The organism is Kitasatospora sp. NPDC005856, from assembly GCF_040629945.1.
Classification (GTDB): Bacteria; Actinomycetota; Actinomycetes; order Streptomycetales; family Streptomycetaceae; genus Kitasatospora.
Map to the genome: position 1 here is coordinate 19,718 of NZ_JBEXWT010000040.1, position 18,070 is coordinate 37,787.

At 71.1% G+C, this 18,070-nt stretch carries 14 protein-coding genes; 7 read left to right on the forward strand and 7 right to left on the reverse strand.

Annotated features, from left to right (window positions below):
- Positions 1-466 precede the first annotated feature (466 nt).
- Positions 467-1,858, forward strand: coding sequence for an MFS transporter (locus ABZ449_RS23495; protein ID WP_360349091.1), 1,392 nt, complete (start codon positions 467-469; stop codon positions 1,856-1,858).
- A 205-nt stretch (positions 1,859-2,063) separates the two neighbouring features.
- Here the strand turns inward: ABZ449_RS23495 and ABZ449_RS23500 are convergent, their stop codons facing one another.
- Positions 2,064-2,789: a helix-turn-helix transcriptional regulator gene (locus ABZ449_RS23500; protein ID WP_360349094.1), complete on the reverse strand. Its 726-nt coding sequence runs from the start codon at positions 2,787-2,789 to the stop codon at positions 2,064-2,066.
- Positions 2,790-3,235: 446 nt separating this feature from the next.
- The gene (locus ABZ449_RS23505; protein WP_360349096.1) at positions 3,236-3,910 is read right to left on the reverse strand and encodes a TetR/AcrR family transcriptional regulator; all 675 of its coding nucleotides are present in this window, start codon (positions 3,908-3,910) and stop codon (positions 3,236-3,238) included.
- A gap of 207 nt (positions 3,911-4,117) precedes the next feature.
- Here ABZ449_RS23505 and ABZ449_RS23510 point away from each other — a divergent pair, with 207 nt between their 5' ends.
- The 4 genes from ABZ449_RS23510 (at position 4,118) to ABZ449_RS23525 (ending at position 8,693) form a co-directional block, all read left to right on the forward strand.
- Positions 4,118-5,605: an MFS transporter gene (locus ABZ449_RS23510; protein WP_360349099.1), complete on the forward strand. Its 1,488-nt coding sequence runs from the start codon at positions 4,118-4,120 to the stop codon at positions 5,603-5,605.
- Positions 5,606-5,968: 363 nt separating this feature from the next.
- A complete protein-coding gene (locus ABZ449_RS23515; protein ID WP_360349101.1) occupies positions 5,969-6,787 on the forward strand; it encodes a TIGR03084 family metal-binding protein in 819 nt (272 codons plus the stop codon).
- 39 nt (positions 6,788-6,826) lie between these two features.
- Positions 6,827-8,197, forward strand: a complete 1,371-nt coding sequence (locus ABZ449_RS23520) for an FAD-dependent oxidoreductase (protein ID WP_360349104.1) — start codon at positions 6,827-6,829, stop codon at positions 8,195-8,197.
- Between the two features lie 127 nt (positions 8,198-8,324).
- The gene (locus ABZ449_RS23525) at positions 8,325-8,693 is read left to right on the forward strand and encodes a YciI family protein (RefSeq protein WP_360349107.1); all 369 of its coding nucleotides are present in this window, start codon (positions 8,325-8,327) and stop codon (positions 8,691-8,693) included.
- A gap of 85 nt (positions 8,694-8,778) precedes the next feature.
- Here the strand turns inward: ABZ449_RS23525 and ABZ449_RS23530 are convergent, their stop codons facing one another.
- Together ABZ449_RS23530 and ABZ449_RS23535 are read right to left on the reverse strand one after the other, a co-directional pair.
- Entirely contained in the window at positions 8,779-9,966 is a 1,188-nt protein-coding gene (locus ABZ449_RS23530; protein ID WP_360349110.1) for an acyltransferase, read from the reverse strand.
- 279 nt (positions 9,967-10,245) lie between these two features.
- Positions 10,246-11,832 carry an MFS transporter gene (locus tag ABZ449_RS23535; protein ID WP_360349113.1) on the reverse strand — a complete coding sequence of 529 codons (1,587 nt, stop codon included), beginning with the start codon at positions 11,830-11,832 and terminating at the stop codon, positions 10,246-10,248.
- Between the two features lie 227 nt (positions 11,833-12,059).
- On the opposite strand from ABZ449_RS23535, the gene ABZ449_RS23540 reads away from it, so the two are divergent.
- Together ABZ449_RS23540 and ABZ449_RS23545 are read left to right on the forward strand one after the other, a co-directional pair.
- Positions 12,060-12,422: a YciI family protein gene (locus tag ABZ449_RS23540; RefSeq protein ID WP_360349116.1), complete on the forward strand. Its 363-nt coding sequence runs from the start codon at positions 12,060-12,062 to the stop codon at positions 12,420-12,422.
- Between the two features lie 5 nt (positions 12,423-12,427).
- Positions 12,428-13,678 (forward strand): sigma-70 family RNA polymerase sigma factor, encoded by a 1,251-nt coding sequence (locus tag ABZ449_RS23545; RefSeq protein ID WP_360349119.1) that lies wholly within the window; start codon positions 12,428-12,430, stop codon positions 13,676-13,678.
- A 120-nt stretch (positions 13,679-13,798) separates the two neighbouring features.
- Here ABZ449_RS23545 and ABZ449_RS23550 read toward each other — a convergent pair whose 3' ends face one another.
- From ABZ449_RS23550 to ABZ449_RS23560, 3 genes are all read right to left on the reverse strand, one after another.
- On the reverse strand, positions 13,799-14,509 hold the full coding sequence (locus ABZ449_RS23550) for an EboA domain-containing protein (RefSeq protein ID WP_360349122.1): 711 nt from the start codon (positions 14,507-14,509) through the stop codon (positions 13,799-13,801).
- A gap of 670 nt (positions 14,510-15,179) precedes the next feature.
- A complete protein-coding gene (locus ABZ449_RS23555; protein WP_360349125.1) occupies positions 15,180-16,742 on the reverse strand; it encodes a benzoate-CoA ligase family protein in 1,563 nt (520 codons plus the stop codon).
- Positions 16,739-17,995 (reverse strand): acyltransferase, encoded by a 1,257-nt coding sequence (locus ABZ449_RS23560; RefSeq protein WP_360349128.1) that lies wholly within the window; start codon positions 17,993-17,995, stop codon positions 16,739-16,741. Before ABZ449_RS23560 ends, ABZ449_RS23555 begins: the two co-directional genes overlap by 4 nt.
- Between the last annotated feature and the right edge of the window lie 75 nt (positions 17,996-18,070).

Sequence of the window (18,070 nt, forward strand, 5' to 3'; positions counted from 1 at the left end):
AAGCGCGGCCGGGCTGTGCCCGACGCATGGTGAGGACGGCGGACTTCGAGGTGACTTGAGCGGTCGCGATCCAGCGGCTCACTGTGGAATTCTCGCCGGCCCGTATGACCCTGCCGGCGGATCTGTCGTGCAATCTCGCTGCTGGGATTTCGCAGTGCTGCTTCTTCCATCCGCCCTTGGGTGCGGAGAGTCCAGCGACTCCAGGATTGCGCACTTTCCGGTCCGGTTGAAGCGCTGGCGAGATTTGATCGCCAAAGTGTCCGATTCGATCTCCTCGGACGGTACCGCTCAGTTCCGTCTGCACACGTGAGGCGGAGTGGACAGCGGACTATCGGCCAATGCAAGCTGTCCGCATGGCAGTTGACAAATTTGATAGGGCGTCATCCGATGCCGACGGCTTCTTAGCCGGACACGGCGACCACCCCGGACGGGCCCGCGCCGGTCACGACTCCGACGGCAGGCCCGCATGACCGACACCACCGACTCCACCGACTCCACCGACTCCACCGGCACCACCGGCACCGGGGTCGCACCGGTCCGTCGGCCGGGGCTGGCCCTCGGCGTCCTGGCCGGGGCGCTCGCCCTGGACGTGAGCGGCCTCGGAGTGCTCAACGCGGCCCTGCCGTCCGTGGGGGAGCGCTTCCACCTGGACGAGAGCACCCTCCAGTGGGTGATGACCGCCTACGCCGTCACCTTCGCCGGCTTCCTGCTGGTGGGCGGCCGACTGGCCGACGTCCTCGGACGGCGGCGGGTCTTCGAGGTCGGTGTCGCCCTGTTCACCGTCTCCGCGCTGATCGGGGCGGTGGCCCCGAACACCGTCACGCTGCTGGGCGCGAGAGCGGTCCAGGGCATCGGGGCCGCCCTGTCGGGGCCGGCCGCGCTGGCCCTGCTCACCGACACCTTCCCGGCCGGTCCGGCGCGCAACAAGGCCTTCGGGGTGTACGCGGCCGTCGGCGCCGCGAGCTTCAGTGGCGGGGTGCTGCTGGGCGGCGTGCTGACCGAGTTCTTCGGCTGGCGTTCGGTGCTGTGGTTCTCGGTGCTGCTGGGGCTCGGCGTGCTCGGCGCGACCCGCGTCGGACTGCCCGACGGCGTCGGGCACCGCGGCCGGCTGGACCTGCCCGGCGCGATCACCGGCACCCTCGGCCTCACCCTGCTCATCGTGGGCGTGAGCAGCAGCGGCGCCACGGCGTGGATCGTGCTCGGCGCCGCGGTGCTCTCCCTGGTGCTGTTCGTGGTGCGCGAGCACCGCACCGCCGACCCGGTGCTCCCGCTCGGCGTGTTCCGGATCGCCTCGGTGCGGGAGGCGAGTCTGGCCGCGTTCCTCCAGTACATGGGCTCGGTCGGGATGCTGTTCTTCGCGCCGCTGTACCTCCAGGGGATGCTGCACTACTCGCCCTTCGAGTCCGGCATCGCCCTGGTGCCGATGTCCCTGGCCGTGTTCCTCACCGCCAACTTCGCCACCGGCCGGCTGCTGGCCAGGTACTCCCCGCGGACCCTGATGGCCGTCGGCCTCGTCCTGATCGGCGTGGGCACCGGGCTGTGGATGGGCACGCCGCAGGACGGGAACTACGTGCTGCACGTGCTGCCCGGTCTGGTGGTCAGCGGCATCGGCCAGGGGCTGAACTTCCCCTCGATGACCTCCGCCGGCCTCTCCGGTGTCCCGGAGCGGCAGCACGCCGTCGCCGGTGCGGTGAACGTCGTGACGCAGCAGATCGGCGCCAGTGCGGGCGTGGCGGTGATGGTCCTGGTCGCGGGGACCGGCTCGGACCAGCTCGCCGGGTACCACCTCGCCTACGTCACCGCCGCCGTCGCGTGCCTGGTGGGCGCGGCGGTCATCGCCGTGCGGCGACGGGCCTGAGTCACCCCCGGGCCTGAGTCACTTCCGGGCCTGAGCCACCCCCGGGCCTGAGTCACCCGGGGCGACGGCGGGCCCGAGTCGGCCGCCGAGCCGAAGCGGTCTTCGAACTCCCTTCCCCCGGAGGGGGAGTCCGAAGACCGTCCCGCATCCCCGTGTCGCCCGGAGCTCCGCCCCGGGCCTGATCGTCACGCTCCCCGAGGCCGGTTCAGCCGGCCTTGGGGAGTTCTTCGTTCCTGGAGAGGGCTGCCGACCGGACGTCCAGCAGCGCGAGCAGGACGGGTGGATCGAGGGCGTGCACGGGGCGCAGGTGCAGTTCGAGCGGCTTCGGCGGGACGTTCGCCCTGATCTGGATGGGGCCGACGGAGCCGACGGAGACCTCGCCGGTGAGGACTTCGTCGAACGAGGCGGGGACGGAGTGCGCGAGGAGGTACCAGGTCCCGGGCGGTACGTCTTCGAGGAGGAACGCGCCGGGGCGGGGGAGGACGGTGCAGGCGGCCGGTCGGCCCTCGGGGATGCGGGTGCGGAAGAGTCCGACGAAGACGCGGCCGAGTTCGTCGGCGTCGGTGGCCAGGATCTCGCCGCGGACGGCGGCCAGATCCGCCGGCCGGGCCCAGCGCCGCCTGTCGAGTTCGATGCTGGTGGTGAAGCCGCGTAACTGGCGGAACATCGTGGGCGACGTGCCGACGCTGCTGGCGAACCGTGAGCTGAAGGTGCCGACGCTGTTGTAGCCGACCCGATGACTGATCTCGGTCACGCTGAGGTCCGTTTCGATGAGCAGCCGCTTGGCGGCCTCGATGCGGATGGCGGACAGGAAACGTCTCGGTGACACTCCGGTGACCCGTTGGAATTCCCGGGAGAAGTGGAATTTGCTGTACACGGCTGCCTGTGCCATATCGTCTATGGTCAGCAATTCGCCGATGTTCTCGTGCATGACCTCGATGGCTCGGGCCACAGCCTCTTCGATTGCCGGCTTCAAGGTGACTCCAGATTCTCGCAAGTACCGGTGGACGACGGAAACTCCACTCCGGTACTGCGTCCTGGAACAGTATTGCGTCCTGGGACGCGGCCGCGTGGGACAATCGGCCTTCGAGTACCGGAGCGCGCGAGGTTTTCCCTCCCCCTTCCGTTAAGGGCGGTGACACAGCGTGGCACCGTGATAACGACTGATGACCGTAGCAGGCGGACATGACAAGTTCAACGACTTCTTCGCCCCGTTTATTTGGCAAAGCCGAAGCGCTCAATACCGGCCGGTATGTGTTTGAACTTTTGAAGCAATTGACGAGATGCGTCGGAGGGGGGCGCTCGAATGTTATGGGTGATGCTGATGTGATTAGAAAGGTCTCATGTGACGGGTGTGACGGATGAGACGGCCCGTCCTCAGTCCGAGTCGCTCGTCGCCGGGTCCACCTCCTCCCACAGCCGCTCCGCGGAGGCCGTCACCGAGGCGACGGCGGCCTCCAGGGTGTCGCCGGCCGCGACCATCAGCCCCACCAACTGAGCCTCCAGCAGGCGATCGGCGGGGCAGGGCTCGGTCAGGTAGTCGCCGAGCTCCAGGACGACCAGGCCGTGCACCGCCGACCACATCTGGTGCGCCACCAGTTCGGCGTCCTCCGCGCGGAACCGGCCCGCCTCGATGCAGCGGGCGGCACATTCGGCCACGCCGGCCAGGGTGTAGCGGCCGTATTGCCGGTCCTCCTCGCCCAGCGAGAAACCGGCCAGCGAGGAACCCCCGAACATCACCGCGTACAGGTGGGGGTTGTCCAGCGCATTGCACCGGTACGCACGACCCAGCAATGCCAGGTCGCTCACCGGGTCGTCGCTGAACTCCACCAGGGTGAAGTAGTGCTGGAGCCGGGTGAACCCTTCGTGAACCATGGCGCGCACCAGCCCGCGCATTCCGTTGAAGTGGGTGTACAGGGCCATGGTGGAGGTGCCGATCTCGCTGGCGATGCGGCGGGCGGACAGCGCCTGCGGTCCTTCCTCCGCCAGCAACCGGGCTGCGATGTCCACCAGTGCCGGACGGGCACCGGGATCGGGGCGACGCGGACTCATTCCCTCAGTGAAGCAAAATGCCCTTATGTCAGGGACGTTCGCGCCGACAACCCTCGGATCCCCGCACAATGCGAGAAGCGGCCCTCCCGACGCCGGGCATAGCTTTCCAGTCACTCAGCGCGACATTCCGGGGTGGCCGACGGCCGGAGGAGCAATGTCGACGCCCCGGCGCGCGATCACCACACCAGCGGTCAACGGAGGTCGCTCTTGTCCACCACAGCCCCCGGCCGAACGACCGGCGCCACAGTGCTCCTCGCCCTGGGCAGCCTGATCGTGTTGGTCTCCTCCGCGGTGGCCTTCCACCACTCCTTCGCCATGGACCCCGCGATGCCGATGGCCCACATGCCGGCCGACGACGGGCGGAAGCTGCACGGCATGGCGCTGTCGGAGATGCCGGAGATGTTCACCGCCCTCGCCGGCCTGCTCCTCGTGGTGGCCGGCGCCGCCCTGCGCGGGCGGCCGAAAGCCACCGCCGCCGACTCCGGGACGGGACGGCGCGGCCGGCTGCTCGTCGCCCTCATCGGTACGGCCGCCCTGACCATCGACATCAGCAAGACCTCCACACTGGGCTTCGTCATCCCCGGTCTGCGGGCCGAGTACGGGCTCGATCCGCGGACGGCCTCGCTGCTGGCGGTCTGCGGGCTGACCGGGACGGCGGCCGGAGCGCTGCTGTTCGGCGTGCTCACCGACCGGATCGGCCGCCGCAGTTCCTACCTGATCGCCACCCTCGGCTTCACCGCCACCAGCATGTGCGGCTCGATGCCCACCTTCGAGGGAAACCTGGTGATGTGCGGCCTGATGGGCCTGGCGGTCGGCGGTCTCGCCCCGCTGCTGATCACCCTGCTCACCGAGACCGTCGGCGGAAAGGTCCGCGGATCGGTGGTGGTGGCGCTCTCCGTCGTCGCCACCGCGGTCGGCTACCTGGTCGCCGCCGGCTCGGCCCTGTGGCTGGAACCGGTGTTCGGCTGGCGGATCCTCTGGCTGATCGGCGCCCCCACCGGTGCCGCGCTGGCCCTCCTCACCCCCTTCGTCCCCAACCGCACCTCGGCCCCCGCCCCGGTGGCGGCCAAGGCCGCACCGGCCGTCCCGCACCTGCCCCGCTCCTCCCGGGCGCTCACCCAGGGCCTCCAGCGCGCCTTCGCCACCCTGATCGGCCTGCTCACCTTCGGCCTCACCACCTGGGTGCCGAGCCTGGCCAGGATCGGCGGCGTACCGGTGCACACCGCGAACCTGATGCTCACCGTCGCGGCGATCGTGATGATCCCCTGCGCCCTGCTGCTGATGCTCGGTTACCGCCGCTTCGGCCCGACCTCGATGGCGGCGGGCCTTGCCACCGCCACCGCCGTGCTGCTGTTGGCGCTCACCGCCAGCGGCGCGGTGGCCGAGGTGGGCTGGATCGCCGCGGGCGCGCTGGTGGCGGCACTGTTCTCGGTGAACTCGATGGCCGCGATCTTCCTCCCGATCGCGGCCGACCTGGCGGAGCCGGAACGGCGCGGCCGCACCACCGGGTGGGTCTCCCTGTTCAACCGGCTGGGCGGCCTGATGGGGCCGCTGCTGCTGGCGAGCCTGGTCTCCTCGGCCTCGGCCGTCCTGGTGGCGGTCTCCGCCCTCGCCCTGCTGTGCGGCGCGGCCGCCTGGTACATCAGCCGCCGGCACCGGCTCGCCCTGGCCGGCCTGGAGCCGGTGACCGACTGACCGACTGCGCCACTGATCCACTGCGCCACCGCGCCACCGCGCCACCGCGCCACCGCGCCACCGCCCCACTGATCCAGTGATCCACCGCCCCGCTTCCCCCTGACCCCATGCTCGACTGATCGACAGCCGACAGGCCGGCCGACCGACGGAATCCGTCGGTCGGCCGGCCTGTCGTGCTCCGGCGAAGTGCCTGGTACGGAGGGCGAACGGGCTGGTCCGGGAGCGCGCCGTGCGCACAGCACGAGCAGAGAAGCCCGCCGTTCTCCGCCCGGCCGATACTGGGCTGGCCCCCGATCCGACGCCCCGTGCAGCGCGTTGAGAAGGCGTCGGCATCTGCGGATCCCCCTGACGGAAGGAACAGGCATGCCCGACTCACAGGACGTGATGTCCGCCCTGGCGGCGGACGGCGACGCCGTCGACGCCCTGGTGGCGAACCTGGCGGACGACGACTGGGCGCGGCCCACCCCGGCGCCCGGCTGGACCATCGCCCACCAGATCGCCCACCTCGCGGCCACCTTCAAGCTGGCCGGAACGGCCGCGGCCGACCCCGAGACGTTCAAGGCGATGGCCGCCGGCGCCGGGCAGGACTTCGACGGTGCGGTGCAGCAGGCCCTCAAGCCCTACCTGGCGCCCTACCTGGCGTCCGGCGCGCCGAAGGTCCTGCTGGAGACCTGGAACGTCGAGCGGCGGACCGCCGAGCAGGCCCTCGCCGCCGTACCGGCCGGTCAGCCGGTGCCGTGGCTGGTCCGCCCGCTGCCGGCGCCCGTGCTCGCCGCCGCCGGGATGATGGAGCTGTTCGGCCACGGCCAGGACATCGCCGACACGCTCGGGGTGCACCGCGAGCACACCGACCGCCTCCGCTACCTGGTCGAATTCGCCGTCCGCACCTGGGACTTCGGGTACCAGGCGCGCGGACTCGCGGCGCCCGAGGCCGAGTTCCGGTTCGAGATCACCGCACCGTCGGGCGCCCGCTGGGAGTTCGGCCCCGCCGACGCGGAGCAGCGCGTCAGCGGTCCCGCCGTCGACTTCTGCCTCCTGGTGACCCGGCGCCGGCACCGCGACGACCTCGCCCTGACGGCCGAGGGCAAGGACGCCGACGCCTGGCTCGACATCGCCCAGGCCTACCGGGGCCCCGCCGGAGAGGGCCGCACCCCCGGCCAGTTCCGGCCGTCCGCGAACTGACCGCCCTACCCGACCGGTTAACCGAGAGAGGGGACCTTCATGGCCACCCGTACCGACGAATGTGCCGTGGTTCTCGGCGGAAGCATTGCGGGCCTGCTGGCGGCCAGGGTGCTCTCCGAGTCCTACCCGAGGGTCGTGATCGTCGAGCGCGACAAGATCCTCGGGGTCCACGGTCCGCGCCGCGGCGTCCCGCACGGCAACCACGCCCACGGGCTGGTCGCCCGCGGACACCAGATCATGGAGTCGATGTTCCCGGGCCTCACCGACGAGCTGATCGGCGCGGGGGTGCGGCCCGGTGACTTCAGCAACGACATCCAGTGGTACTTCAACGGGCTGCGGCTGAGCCCCGCCCGCACCGGCCTGCCGTCCGTGCCCGCCACCCGGCCGGTGCTCGAGTACCACCTGCGCGAGCGGGTGCGGGCGCTGCCGGAGGTGTCGTTCCTGGAGGAGCACGACGTCATCGCCCCGGTGACGGACGCCTCCGGACACCGGGTCACCGGGGTCAGGGTGCAGGCCCGCACCCCGGGAGCCGAGGAGCAGACGCTCTCGGCGCACCTGGTCGTCGACACCACCGGCCGCGGCTCGCGGACCCCGCTGTGGCTGGCCGACCTCGGGTACCAGGCGCCCCCCGAGGAACGGATCGAGATCGACCTGGCGTACACCACCCGCCACTACCGGCTGGAGAAGGACCCGTTCGACAGTGACATCGCCATCATCCCGGCCGCCACGCCCTCGCACCCGCGCGGAGCGTTCTTCTACCGGGTGCCCGGCGACGACAACCGGGTGGAGCTGTCGGTGACCGGGCTCCTGGGCGACCACCCGCCCACCGACCCGGAAGGGTTCCACGCCTTCGTCCGGTCGCTGCCCGTCCCCGAGATCTACGAGGCGATCCGCGACGCCGAACCCCTCGACGAGCCCCTGCGCTTCCGTTTTCCGGCCAGCGTCCGCCGGGACTACAACCGGCTGGAGCGCTTTCCGGCCGGACTGCTGGTGATGGGCGACGCGATCTGCAGCTTCAACCCCGCCTACGCCCAGGGCATGACCTCGGCCTCGCTGCAGGCGCTGGTGCTGCGCCGGCACACCGCAGGGCGGCGGCTGCCCAGGCCCCAGGCCTACTTCCGCGACGTCGCCCGCGAGATCCGCTCCCCGTGGTCGTTCGCCGCGGTGACCGACCTGGGCTACTCGGGGGTCAAGGGCAAGCGGAACCTCCAGACCGCCCTGGTCAACCGGTACGCCGCGCTGGCGCAGCGGGCGGCGGTCCACGACCCCCGGGTGACCGACGCACTGGTGCGGATCGCCGGACTGGTGGCCTCCCCGCAGTCCCTGATGCACCCGCGCACCCTGCTGCGCGTCCTGCGCTCCGCCCGTCGACCGGTGCCGCCCTCCGCCTTCGGCGTCCCGACTTCCTGAAGCGGACTCCGGCGATCCGATTGGGAGGGGAGGCACTTCTTCGCCACTATGTCGAGAGCGGCGCTTCGGCGCCGACGATGTAGTGGAGGGGGCGCAGCTGGCGCCTCTCGTCGCAGGGAGCGGAACCATGAAGTACCTGATCATGATGTACCCGAACGCCGCGGTCCTGGATGCGATGTCGGAGGAGGAGCGCAACGCCGTCTTCCAGGGGCACGGCGGGTTCATGGAGAAGCTCAAGGAGACCGGCGAGTTCGTCGGGACCCTGGCGCTGGCCGGGGTCGACCAGAGCTCCGTGGTGAGCGTGCGCGGCGGGGTGCCCGCGGTGACGGACGGTCCGTACGCCGAGGCCAAGGAGTACATGGGCGGCATCTACGTCGTCGACGTCAAGGACGAGCAGCGCGCCCACGAAGTCGCCGCGATGATCCCGGACGCCGCGGTCGAGGGCCTGGGCATCGAGCTCCGGCCGATCGTCTTCAGCGATGGTTTCTCCGCCTGACCGGAAGCCCGGAAGCCCGGGGGCCTGGTGGCCCCCGGGCTTCCGGCTTTCCCGGGGTTCCGCGCACTCCCCCGCGGTGACGGGATCAGGTCTGGAGCTGGCGCTCCGGGTTCGGTCGGCCGGAGGCGGGGCGGGTCTTCGGTGAGCCCCAGCGGCGCATGGCCGGTACCTCGACGGTCTTGTGCAGCACCCAGGCGACCGCCAGACAGAGGGCGTAGAGGCCGAGGATGAGCACGATCGCGACGGGTGTGGAGAAGGACTTCGGGGTGTACCGGCCCATGTAGCCCACCAGTTGACCCGAGAGCGCGGCGTGCGCCGCGAAGATCACGGTGATGTGGACGATGTAGAAGGCGAAGGACAGCTCCCCGAGCCACATCATGAAGCGGGTGTCGAGGATCGAGCGTCTGCCGGAGCGGTCGCCGGCGGCCAGCGCGCCGATCAGCAGTGCGGCCGGGACCGGGTAGAGCGCCGCGACCATGAAGACGGCCGGCAGGCGGGCCAGCAGCAGGAAGACGGCGAGGTTGAGCGCGACGGCCGGCAGGACGCGGATCCTCGGCCACCGCCCCTCGGCGACGATCCGGGCGAGGAGCATGCCCATCACGAACTCCATCGTCCGCACGGGCGGGAAGAAGCACAGCGCCCACATCTGGGGCCAGGACCCCGCGGGGAAGAAGCTCGGCGGGTACCCCGAGAGCAGCGGCTGGCTGATCACCGGGACCAGGGCGGCCGTCACGCCGAGGCCGAGCAGCCAGGGCCACAGTGCCCGGTGGTCGAGCCGCCTGACGAACCGGAGCAGCAGCGGGAACAGCGCGTAGCACAGCAGGTCCACCGAGAGGGTCCAGCTGGGGCCGTTGAACTGGTAGAGCATCACGTCCTGGTCGGGCCACCAGGTCTGCACCAGGAAGAGGCCGGCGATGGCCGGTACCCATCGGATGGAGTCGCCCGCGGCGGCGAACTGGCTCAGGGCGACGACCGCGATCAGGACGTGGGAGGGGCCGATGCGCATGAGTCTGCGCCGCCAGAAGTCGACCGTTCTCCGGCCGGGTCGGGCCGACCAGGTGAGGACGAATCCGCTGAGGACGAAGAAGACCGAGACGGCGAGGAATCCGACGCGTCCGTTGCCCGTCAGGGTGTTGAAGACGGAGTGGGCGGACGGGTCCGAGAACACGGGGAGGAGCAGCGCGTGGTTGGCGAAGACGAAGACGACGGCGACGGCCCGCAGGCCCTCGAGCGACGGCAGCGTCATCGCCCGTGCGGGTAACAGGGAGTTCAAGGCAGTCCCTTTCTCCGGGGCGGGGATCGTTCGGGTGGCGCCGTCCGGTCCTTCGAGCGGCATCCGGCGCCACCGGTGCCCGTACGTCGAACTCGGGGTGGGGGATTCGACACCGTCGGTCCTCCTCTTTCGTCCGGTTGTTCGGAGTCGGGGGCGGGCGATGACCCGGAACGGTCGGATGCCCGTGCCTGCCGACACCGCGAGGGTCGTCGGTAGGCACGGGCATCGTGGCCGTGCGGGGTGCCCGCCCGTCAGGGCCGGGCGGGCGGGGCGCCGCGGTCAGCCGGCCGCGGGGACGGAGTCCTCGGTGCCCTCCGCGGTGGTCTCGGCCGCGGCCTGGCCCGTGGGCGGCACGTGGCGGAGCAGGGAGGAGACCAGGACGGCGGTGGCGACCAGCAGGACGCCGGAGACGGTGACCACGGCGTGGAGCTCGTCGGCGAAGGCGGCCCGGGCGGGTGCCAGGAGGGCCTGGGCGAGCTGACCGGACAGCGAACCGGCGGCCTCCGTCGCGCCCGCGAGGGAGTCCTTCGCCGCCCGGATCGCGTCGGCCGGCAGTCCGTCGGGAAGGTCGAGCGAGCCGCGGTAGACGGCGGTGCCGATGCTGCCGAGGGCGGCGATGCCGAGGGCGAACCCGAGCTGGCCGCTGGTCTCGTTGAGCGCGGCCGCGGACCCGGCCTTCTCCTGCGGTGCGGAGCCCATGACCAGGCCCATGCCGAGGGTGACCATCGGGCCGGAGCCGAGGAAGACGATGGCGAAGCCGGTGATCAGCACGCCCGGGCTCGACCCGGGCTCCGCCATGGTGATCACCAGCATGCCGGCGGCGGCGAGGACCAGCCCGCCGCTGATGACGTACGCCGGGCGCAGGTGCTGGCCGAGCTTGGGGGAGATGCCGAAGCTGATCGTGTTGGCGAAGATCGCCGGCAGCATCCACAGACCCGCGTGGAGCGGGTCACGGCCGTAGACCAACTGCAGCGTCTGGGTGACGAAGAACATCACCGCGCCGGTGAGCATGGTGCCGAGGAACAGGCTGACCAGGGCCGCCGAGAAGGCGCGGTTGCCGAACAGGCTGAGGTCGAGCAGCGGGTTGGTGAGGCGGCGCTGGCGGTGGACGAAGAGGATGCCGAAGCCGATGCCGACCAGCACGGCCGCGATCGACGCGGGCTCCCAGCCGTCCTTGGCGATCTCCTTCAGGCCCCAGATGGCGAGGAGGACGGCCGCCATCGACTCCACCACGCTGATCAGGTCCAGGCGTCCGGCCACGGGGTTGCGGAACTCGGGCAGGAAGACCGGGCCGAGCAGGAGCAGCAGCACCATCGGGGGGACACCGAGCAGGAAGGCCGAGCCCCACCAGAAGTGGTCGAGCATGGTGCCGCCGATGAGCGGGCCGATGATGGCGCCGGCCGAGAAGCACGCGCCCCAGATGCCGAAGGCGGCACCGCGCTGCTTGGCGTCCTGGAACATGGTGGTGATCAGCGACAGCGTGCCCGGCGCGAGGGTGGCGCCGGCGATGCCGAGCAGGGCGCGCGAGGCGATCAGCATCTCGGGGCTGACGGCGTAGGCGGAGGCGACGGAGGCGAGGCCGAAGGCGCCGGCTCCGATCAGCAGCAACCGGCGCCGTCCGATGCGGTCGCCGATGGACCCCATGGTGACGAGCAGGCCGGCGAGCATGAACGAGTAGATGTCGGTGATCCACAGCTGCTGCACGCTGCTGGCGTGCAGGTCCTCCGACAGGCTGGGCAGGGCCAGCAGCATGACGAAGACGTCGATCGAGACCAGCAGGGTGGGCAGGGCGAGGACGGCCAGGCCGATCCACTCTCGCCGTCCGGCCCGGGGCGCGGGCCCGCTCGGGGGTGTGGTGTCGCTCATCACGGGGTCCTTCCGGATTTTCTCGGGGCACTCGGCATCCGCGGGTGCCGTCACACCCGGTACGTCGGACCAGCCGGTACGGTCTCGACATCTCCGGCTCGACAACTCCGACGGAAACTCGGGCGAAGGAGCGGGATCTCGGCTTTGATGTCGAGGGCGGGCCGTTCGCGGCGACGTCTCAGGTGCAGAGCACCAGCCGACCGCGCAAAGGACCAAGGAATGATGGAATGAAGTACATGCTGCTGATCCATATGAACCCGGTCATCTGGGACGGCCTTCCGGAGGGGGAGCGGAACGCGGTTTTCTCCGGGCACGCCACGTTCCAGCAGAAGATCCTCGACACCGGCGAGATGGTGATGACCCAGGCCCTCGCCGATCCGTCCGGCAGCGCCACGGTCCGGGTCCGGGACGGCCGGCCGGCGGTCACCGACGGCCCGTACCTGGACGCCAAGGAGTTCCTCGCCGGCTACTACCTGGTCGACTGCGCGTCGGAGGAACGCGCGGTCGAGCTGGCCGGCCTGATCCCCGACGCCCGGTACACCGGCATCGAGGTCCGCCAGGTCGTCTTCGAAGCCGATACGGAGAGTTGAACCCGATGAACCGTGACGCCCGGGTCGAGGGCCTGCTCCGATCGCTGGCGCCGCAGGTCCTCGGCGCGGTCGTCCGCCGCTACGGGCACTTCGACGCCTGTGAGGACGCCGTCCAGGACGCCCTGCTGGCAGCCGCCGTCCAGTGGCCCGAGCAGGGCGTGCCCAACAACCCCCGGGCGTGGCTGATCACCGTGGCCGCCCGCCGGGTGATCGACGGGCTGCGCAGCGAGCAGGCCCGCCAGCGCCGTGAGGCCACCGTCGCCGCGCTCACGCCGGCCGACGAGACGGTGACGCCCGGCCCGGGCGAGGAGCCCAAGGCGGCCGAGCAGGACGACATGCTCACCCTGCTCTTCCTGTGCTGCCACCCCTCGCTGACCCCGGGCTCGCAGGTCGCGCTCACCCTCCGGGCCGTCGGCGGTCTGACCACCGCGCAGATCGCGCACGCCTTCCTGGTCCCCGAGGCCACCATGGCCCAGCGGATCAGCCGGGCCAAGCAGCGGATCAAGGCCACCGGGCTGCCGTTCCGGATGCCGCCGGAGAACGAGCGCACGGAACGCCTGGCGGTCGTGCTGCAGGTGCTCTACCTGATCTTCAACGAGGGCTACACCACCACCAGCGGTCCCGACCTCCAGCAGCCCGAACTCGCCCGCGAGGCCATCCGGCTCACCCGCGAGCTGCACCGGCTGCTGCCCGGGGAGGGCGAGGTCGCGGGCCTGCTGGCGCTGATGCTGCTGACCGACGCCCGCCGGCCGGCCCGCACCCGGCCCGACGGCAGCCTCGTCCCGCTCGCCGAGCAGGACCGCTCCCGCTGGGACCAGGCCGCGCTCAAGGAGGGGCTGGCGCTGATCGCCGAGACCCTCCCGCGGATGGTGACGGGGCCCTACCAGGTGCAGGCGGCGATCGCGGCCGTGCACGGCGAGGCGGTGCGCGCCGAGGACACCGACTGGCCGCAGATCGTGGCCCTGTACGAACTGCTGGAACAGCTCGCCCCCGGACCGATGGTGACGCTCAACCACGCGGTCGCCCTCGCGATGGCCCGGGGCCCGGCGGCCGGGCTGGCCCTGCTGGCGACCCTGGAGGCCGACGGCCGGCTCGCGGGGCACCACCGGCTCGCCGCCGTCCGTGCCCACCTGCTGGAGATGAGCGGCGATCTGGCGGCGGCCCGGGACAGCTACCGGGAGGCCGCCCGGCAGACCGGCAGTCTTCCCGAACGCCGCTACCTGGAGGCCCGTGCCGAGGCGACGAACCACGGGTGACGGACCGCCCGGGACGGACCGCCGGTGACGCACCACGGGGGAGGGACCACCGGCCGCCCGGGGCCCGGAGCCGCACCGGGTGAGCGCGAGGCGCCCCGGGCAGCAGCGGGTCGAAGCCGCTCAGCGCCGGCCGTCCGGCGAGCGCGGCGGCACCAGGGCCAGCACCACCGTCATGCCGAGCAGGGTGCGCAGGTCGGGGCCGATCTCGCCTCCGGTGGCCCGCAGTTCCCGCGCCAGAGCGTCGGCCATCCGTAGCAGTTCGCCGTCGGTGCGGGGGACCAGCCGTGACACCGCGGACAGCGTCACACCGGCGAGCAGGCAGGCCATCACGCCCTGCCGCCACTGCTCCTGGTCGAGGTGCTCGGCCGCGAACGGGCCCATCGCCGCCGCGATCAGTTGCGGGTCGTCGCTGCTCAGGCCGTCGGCGACCAGCTCCAGGCCGAGCCGCACGACGGAGACCGGCAGCAGCTCCAGCGCCCGGAGCACCCCGCGCCGCTGGGCGTCGTCGCCGTAGCGGTAGAGCCGCTCGATCTCGTTCTCCAGGAGGCCGGCGGGCAGCACCTCGGCCAGCACGGTGAGCAGCCGGGCCCGGGCGCGGTCGTCGGCGGTGCCGAAGACCAGCCCCTCGGGGTCGAGCGCCGGCCGGAGGGGCTCGGTGCCGACCGCCTGCCCGGCCAGTGCGAACTCCTCGCGGACGGCGGTGGGGCGCGCCCTGACGCGCCGTTCGGCGCCGGCCAGCCAGCCGAGCTTCGCCGTGCGGAGGACGACCACCGTGCTCCCTCGCGGGACGTTGGTGGCAGGCCAGGATCGGTCCTCGTGGTTCCGCATCATCAACGGTCTCCGAATCGTGGACGACAGCGGTGCAGCCGAGTGCACCAGGTGAACGGAAACGGTCTGTCCGGCAGCCGACCCGCGCCCGGCGGGGCGGCGGTGAGTGCGCAGGCTTCAACTGCGGTCGGCGACTCCCGCTATGTAACAGCGGGGCGCGGAAGACGGTCAAGAACCGCCGGAGGGCCGTGCGGCGGCCGGACGGTCACCGTGGAACGGTGCGTTCACGCAGGTCAGATCACACGAAAGGAGTGAGGGAGAAGGCCTGTGACGGACTGCGGCACCCTGCGGACACCGCACGACACGAGAAGAGGGGCGTGAAGGGGTTTCCTCCGTTCCGAGCGTCGTTCCGAGCGTCGTTCAGGGCGTTGTTCCGAGCTCGTCAGGAGCTCCGTTCGGAGCACCGGTACGAGCACGGCCGCGAGCATCGCTGCCGGCTCCGATGCGGCCGTCGGGGCGGCGTCCACTCCGTCCCCGGCGGCCGCAGCAGCCGGCATCTCTGCCCTGCACTAGGTAGTCGGATCAGACGACGCGACTTCGACATCCGCCGGGAAGATTCTTCGGACTTCTTCGGACTTCTTCTGCGGCCGCCGCGAACGCACAGCGGTCACCGGCGCGGCGATGGTGCGTGCCGCGCCGGTGACCGTTTCGTCCGGCCTGCCGCCGGAGCCGCTCAGAGCCGCTGGAGCGCCTTGCGGTCCACCTTCCCGTTGGCGGTCTGCGGCAGCGTGACCACGAACCGCACGTCCCGCGGGTACTTCTGCGGGGACATCCGGGCACGGACGAAGTCCTTCAGCTCGTCGGCCGAGACCTCGCCGCGCGCGACCACGTAGGCCCTGGTGAGGGTGAGGCCGTCCTCCTGGTAGCCGACGACCGCGCACTCCTCCACGGCCGGGTGGTTCAGCAGGCAGTCCTCGATCTCGATCGGTGACACCCAGACCCCGTGGACCTTCAACAGGTCGTCGGCCCGGCCCCGGTAGTAGAAGTAGCCCTCCTCGTCCCGGGTGAAGAGGTCGCCGGTGCGCACCGTGTGCTCCGCGGGGAAGGTCACGGCCGTCTGCTCCGGTGCCTCCCAGTATCCCGACGCGGCCGTCTCGCCGACCACTTGGAGGACACCGAGCTCGCCGTCCGGCAGCGGATCGCCCTGCTGGTCCACCACGTCCACCTGGTACCCCGGCACCACCGTGCCCAGGCTGCCGATCCGGGCCGCACCGGGCCGGTTCGAGATGTAGGCGTGGTAGACCTCGCAGGAACCGATGCTGTCCATCACCTCGACGCCGAAGGTGTCCAGCCACTTCCGGTGCAGTTCGCCCGGCAGCGCCTCGCCGGCCGAGATGCAGAGCCTGAGCGAACTCAGGTCCCGGCTGCGGGCGTCGGGGTGGTTGACCATCGCCTTGATCATGGTCGGCACGTTGACCAGGACGGTCGGCCGGTGCTCCTCGATCAGGTCGAAGATCCGGTCCGGGGTGGTGCGCTCCGGGAAGACGACTCCGGCGGCGCCCACACCGAACGGGAACAGCACGGCGGTGTCCCGCGAGTAGCCGAAGAACAGCTTCGGCACCGGCAGCACGACGTCGTCCGGGCGCAGGCCGAGGACACCGCGGGCGTACCAGTCGAAGCTCAGCACCGGGCTGCGGGCCGGCACCAGGACGGCCTTGGGCGCACCCGTGCTGCCCGTGGTGAACTTCCACATGACGATGTCGTCGCGGTCGACGTCCACCGCCGTCAGCTCGTCCGACTGCGTGGCCAGCAGCGTCTCGAAGTGCAGCTCGCCCTCGCGCAGTTCCTCCGGTGCCAGACCCATCACCAGGAGGTTGCGCTCGCCGGCCTCGCGCAGCCCGGCCACCGTCGCCCGGTCCACCACCGTGATCGACGGCTTCACGTAGTCCAGGTAGTACCGGTAGTCCTTCGGGTGGAGGTAGCTGTAGACCTCCGCGGTGACGGCACCGATCTTCTGCACGCCGTACCACGTCGCCACGTACTCGACGCCGTCGCTCAGTGCCATCAGGACCCGGTCGCCCCGCCCGATGCCGAGGCCGCGCAACAGATGGCCCACCCGGTTGACCAGCTTGCCCAGTTGGGCGTACGTGGTGCGTCCGTCATGGGTGATCAGCGCGGTCCGCTCGCCGTCGTTGCGGTCGACGAACCAGTCGGCGACGTTGATCCGCTGCGGAAGGTCCTGGTACCGCATGGGGCTGTGCGCCCCGGCCGTGCCGGGTATGTCCGCCTCGGTCACGGGCGCGCCCCCACCAGGTTGCGCAGCCGCTCGGCGGGACGCTCGATGAGGTAGTGGCTCACCGTGGCCAGCAGCACGCTACCGGCGAGGACGAAGACCAGCAGCTCCCAGAAGCCCACCTTGCCCACGAACGCGCCGACCGGGACCGCGGGGTTGCCGAAGACGCTTCCGTTCTTGAACCAGAAGTGGATCATCGGCAGGTGCCAGAGGTAGATGCCGTACGACATCCGGCCGAGGAAGCGCACCGGCGGGTTGCCGAGCACGCCGTCCATCAGCCGCGAGCTGACGCCCGGGACGGTCAGCGGCAGCACCACCAGCATCGCGAAGAGGATGGTGAGCACCTGGATGGTCAGCTGCTGGGCCAGGCCGCCGTAGGTGCCCATGCCCGGGATGCCGAAGGGCTTGGGGATGTTGAGCAGGAACACCACGCCCGCGCCGAGCCAGCACAGGTTGGGGCGCGCGGCCACCATCCGGAAGAGCGCGGGGGGCTCGGTCCTCGTCTCGGCGTAGGCCAGCAGCGCCGCGAGCGCCATGCCTCCGGCGAAGAAGCTGAAGGAGCCGAAGGGGAAGAACGAGTAGTAGAAGACGTCGGCCTTCATGGCGGGCAGGTACGCGAAGGTGGTCCAGCCCAGGCTGGCCAGCGCGATCAGCGACAGCGGCAGCACCAGCCGGCGGGCCCGGCGGCTCTCGTCGGCGCCGCCGGACGCGAACTTCTGGACGAGCCAGCCGACCAGCGGCAGGCTCAGGTAGAACACCAGCTCGGTCGGGACGGTCCAGGTCGGCTCGAGACCGGGGATCCAGTCCATCGGGTTCCTGGTCAGCACGAAGTGCACCATCAGGATGGGCTTGAGCAGGAACCAGAGCCCGTCGATCTTGTCCCAGTCGAGCAGCAGCAGGACGGCCAGTGCCATCGCCCAGTAGGCCGGCACGATCCGCAGCGCCCGCTTCCAGAGGAAGGGGAGAGTGGCGGGGCGCTTGGTCCCGGATATCGCGGCACGCGCGAACGGGCGGAAGAGCAGGAGGCCGGACAGCACGAAGAAGGGCGACAGGCACACCTCCAGGCCGTTGGCCAGCACGCTCCACAGGTTGTGCCCCGGCTCGGCCATGGAGTGGCTGACGTTGGCCTCGTAGGCCACGTGGTACGCGAGCACGCCGACGGCGGCCAGCCCGCGGAGCCCTTCGAGGGTGGGAACCTTCTTCGTCGGCTGGGCCTCCCGGCCTCTGCTGCCGGTGGGTCTCTCTGTCACTGCCATGCGTGGTCCCCCTCGGGTGACTGTGTTCTGGTGTCGGGCACTGTCGAGGGCCGAGCCGCCGGTGTGGCGGCGGCT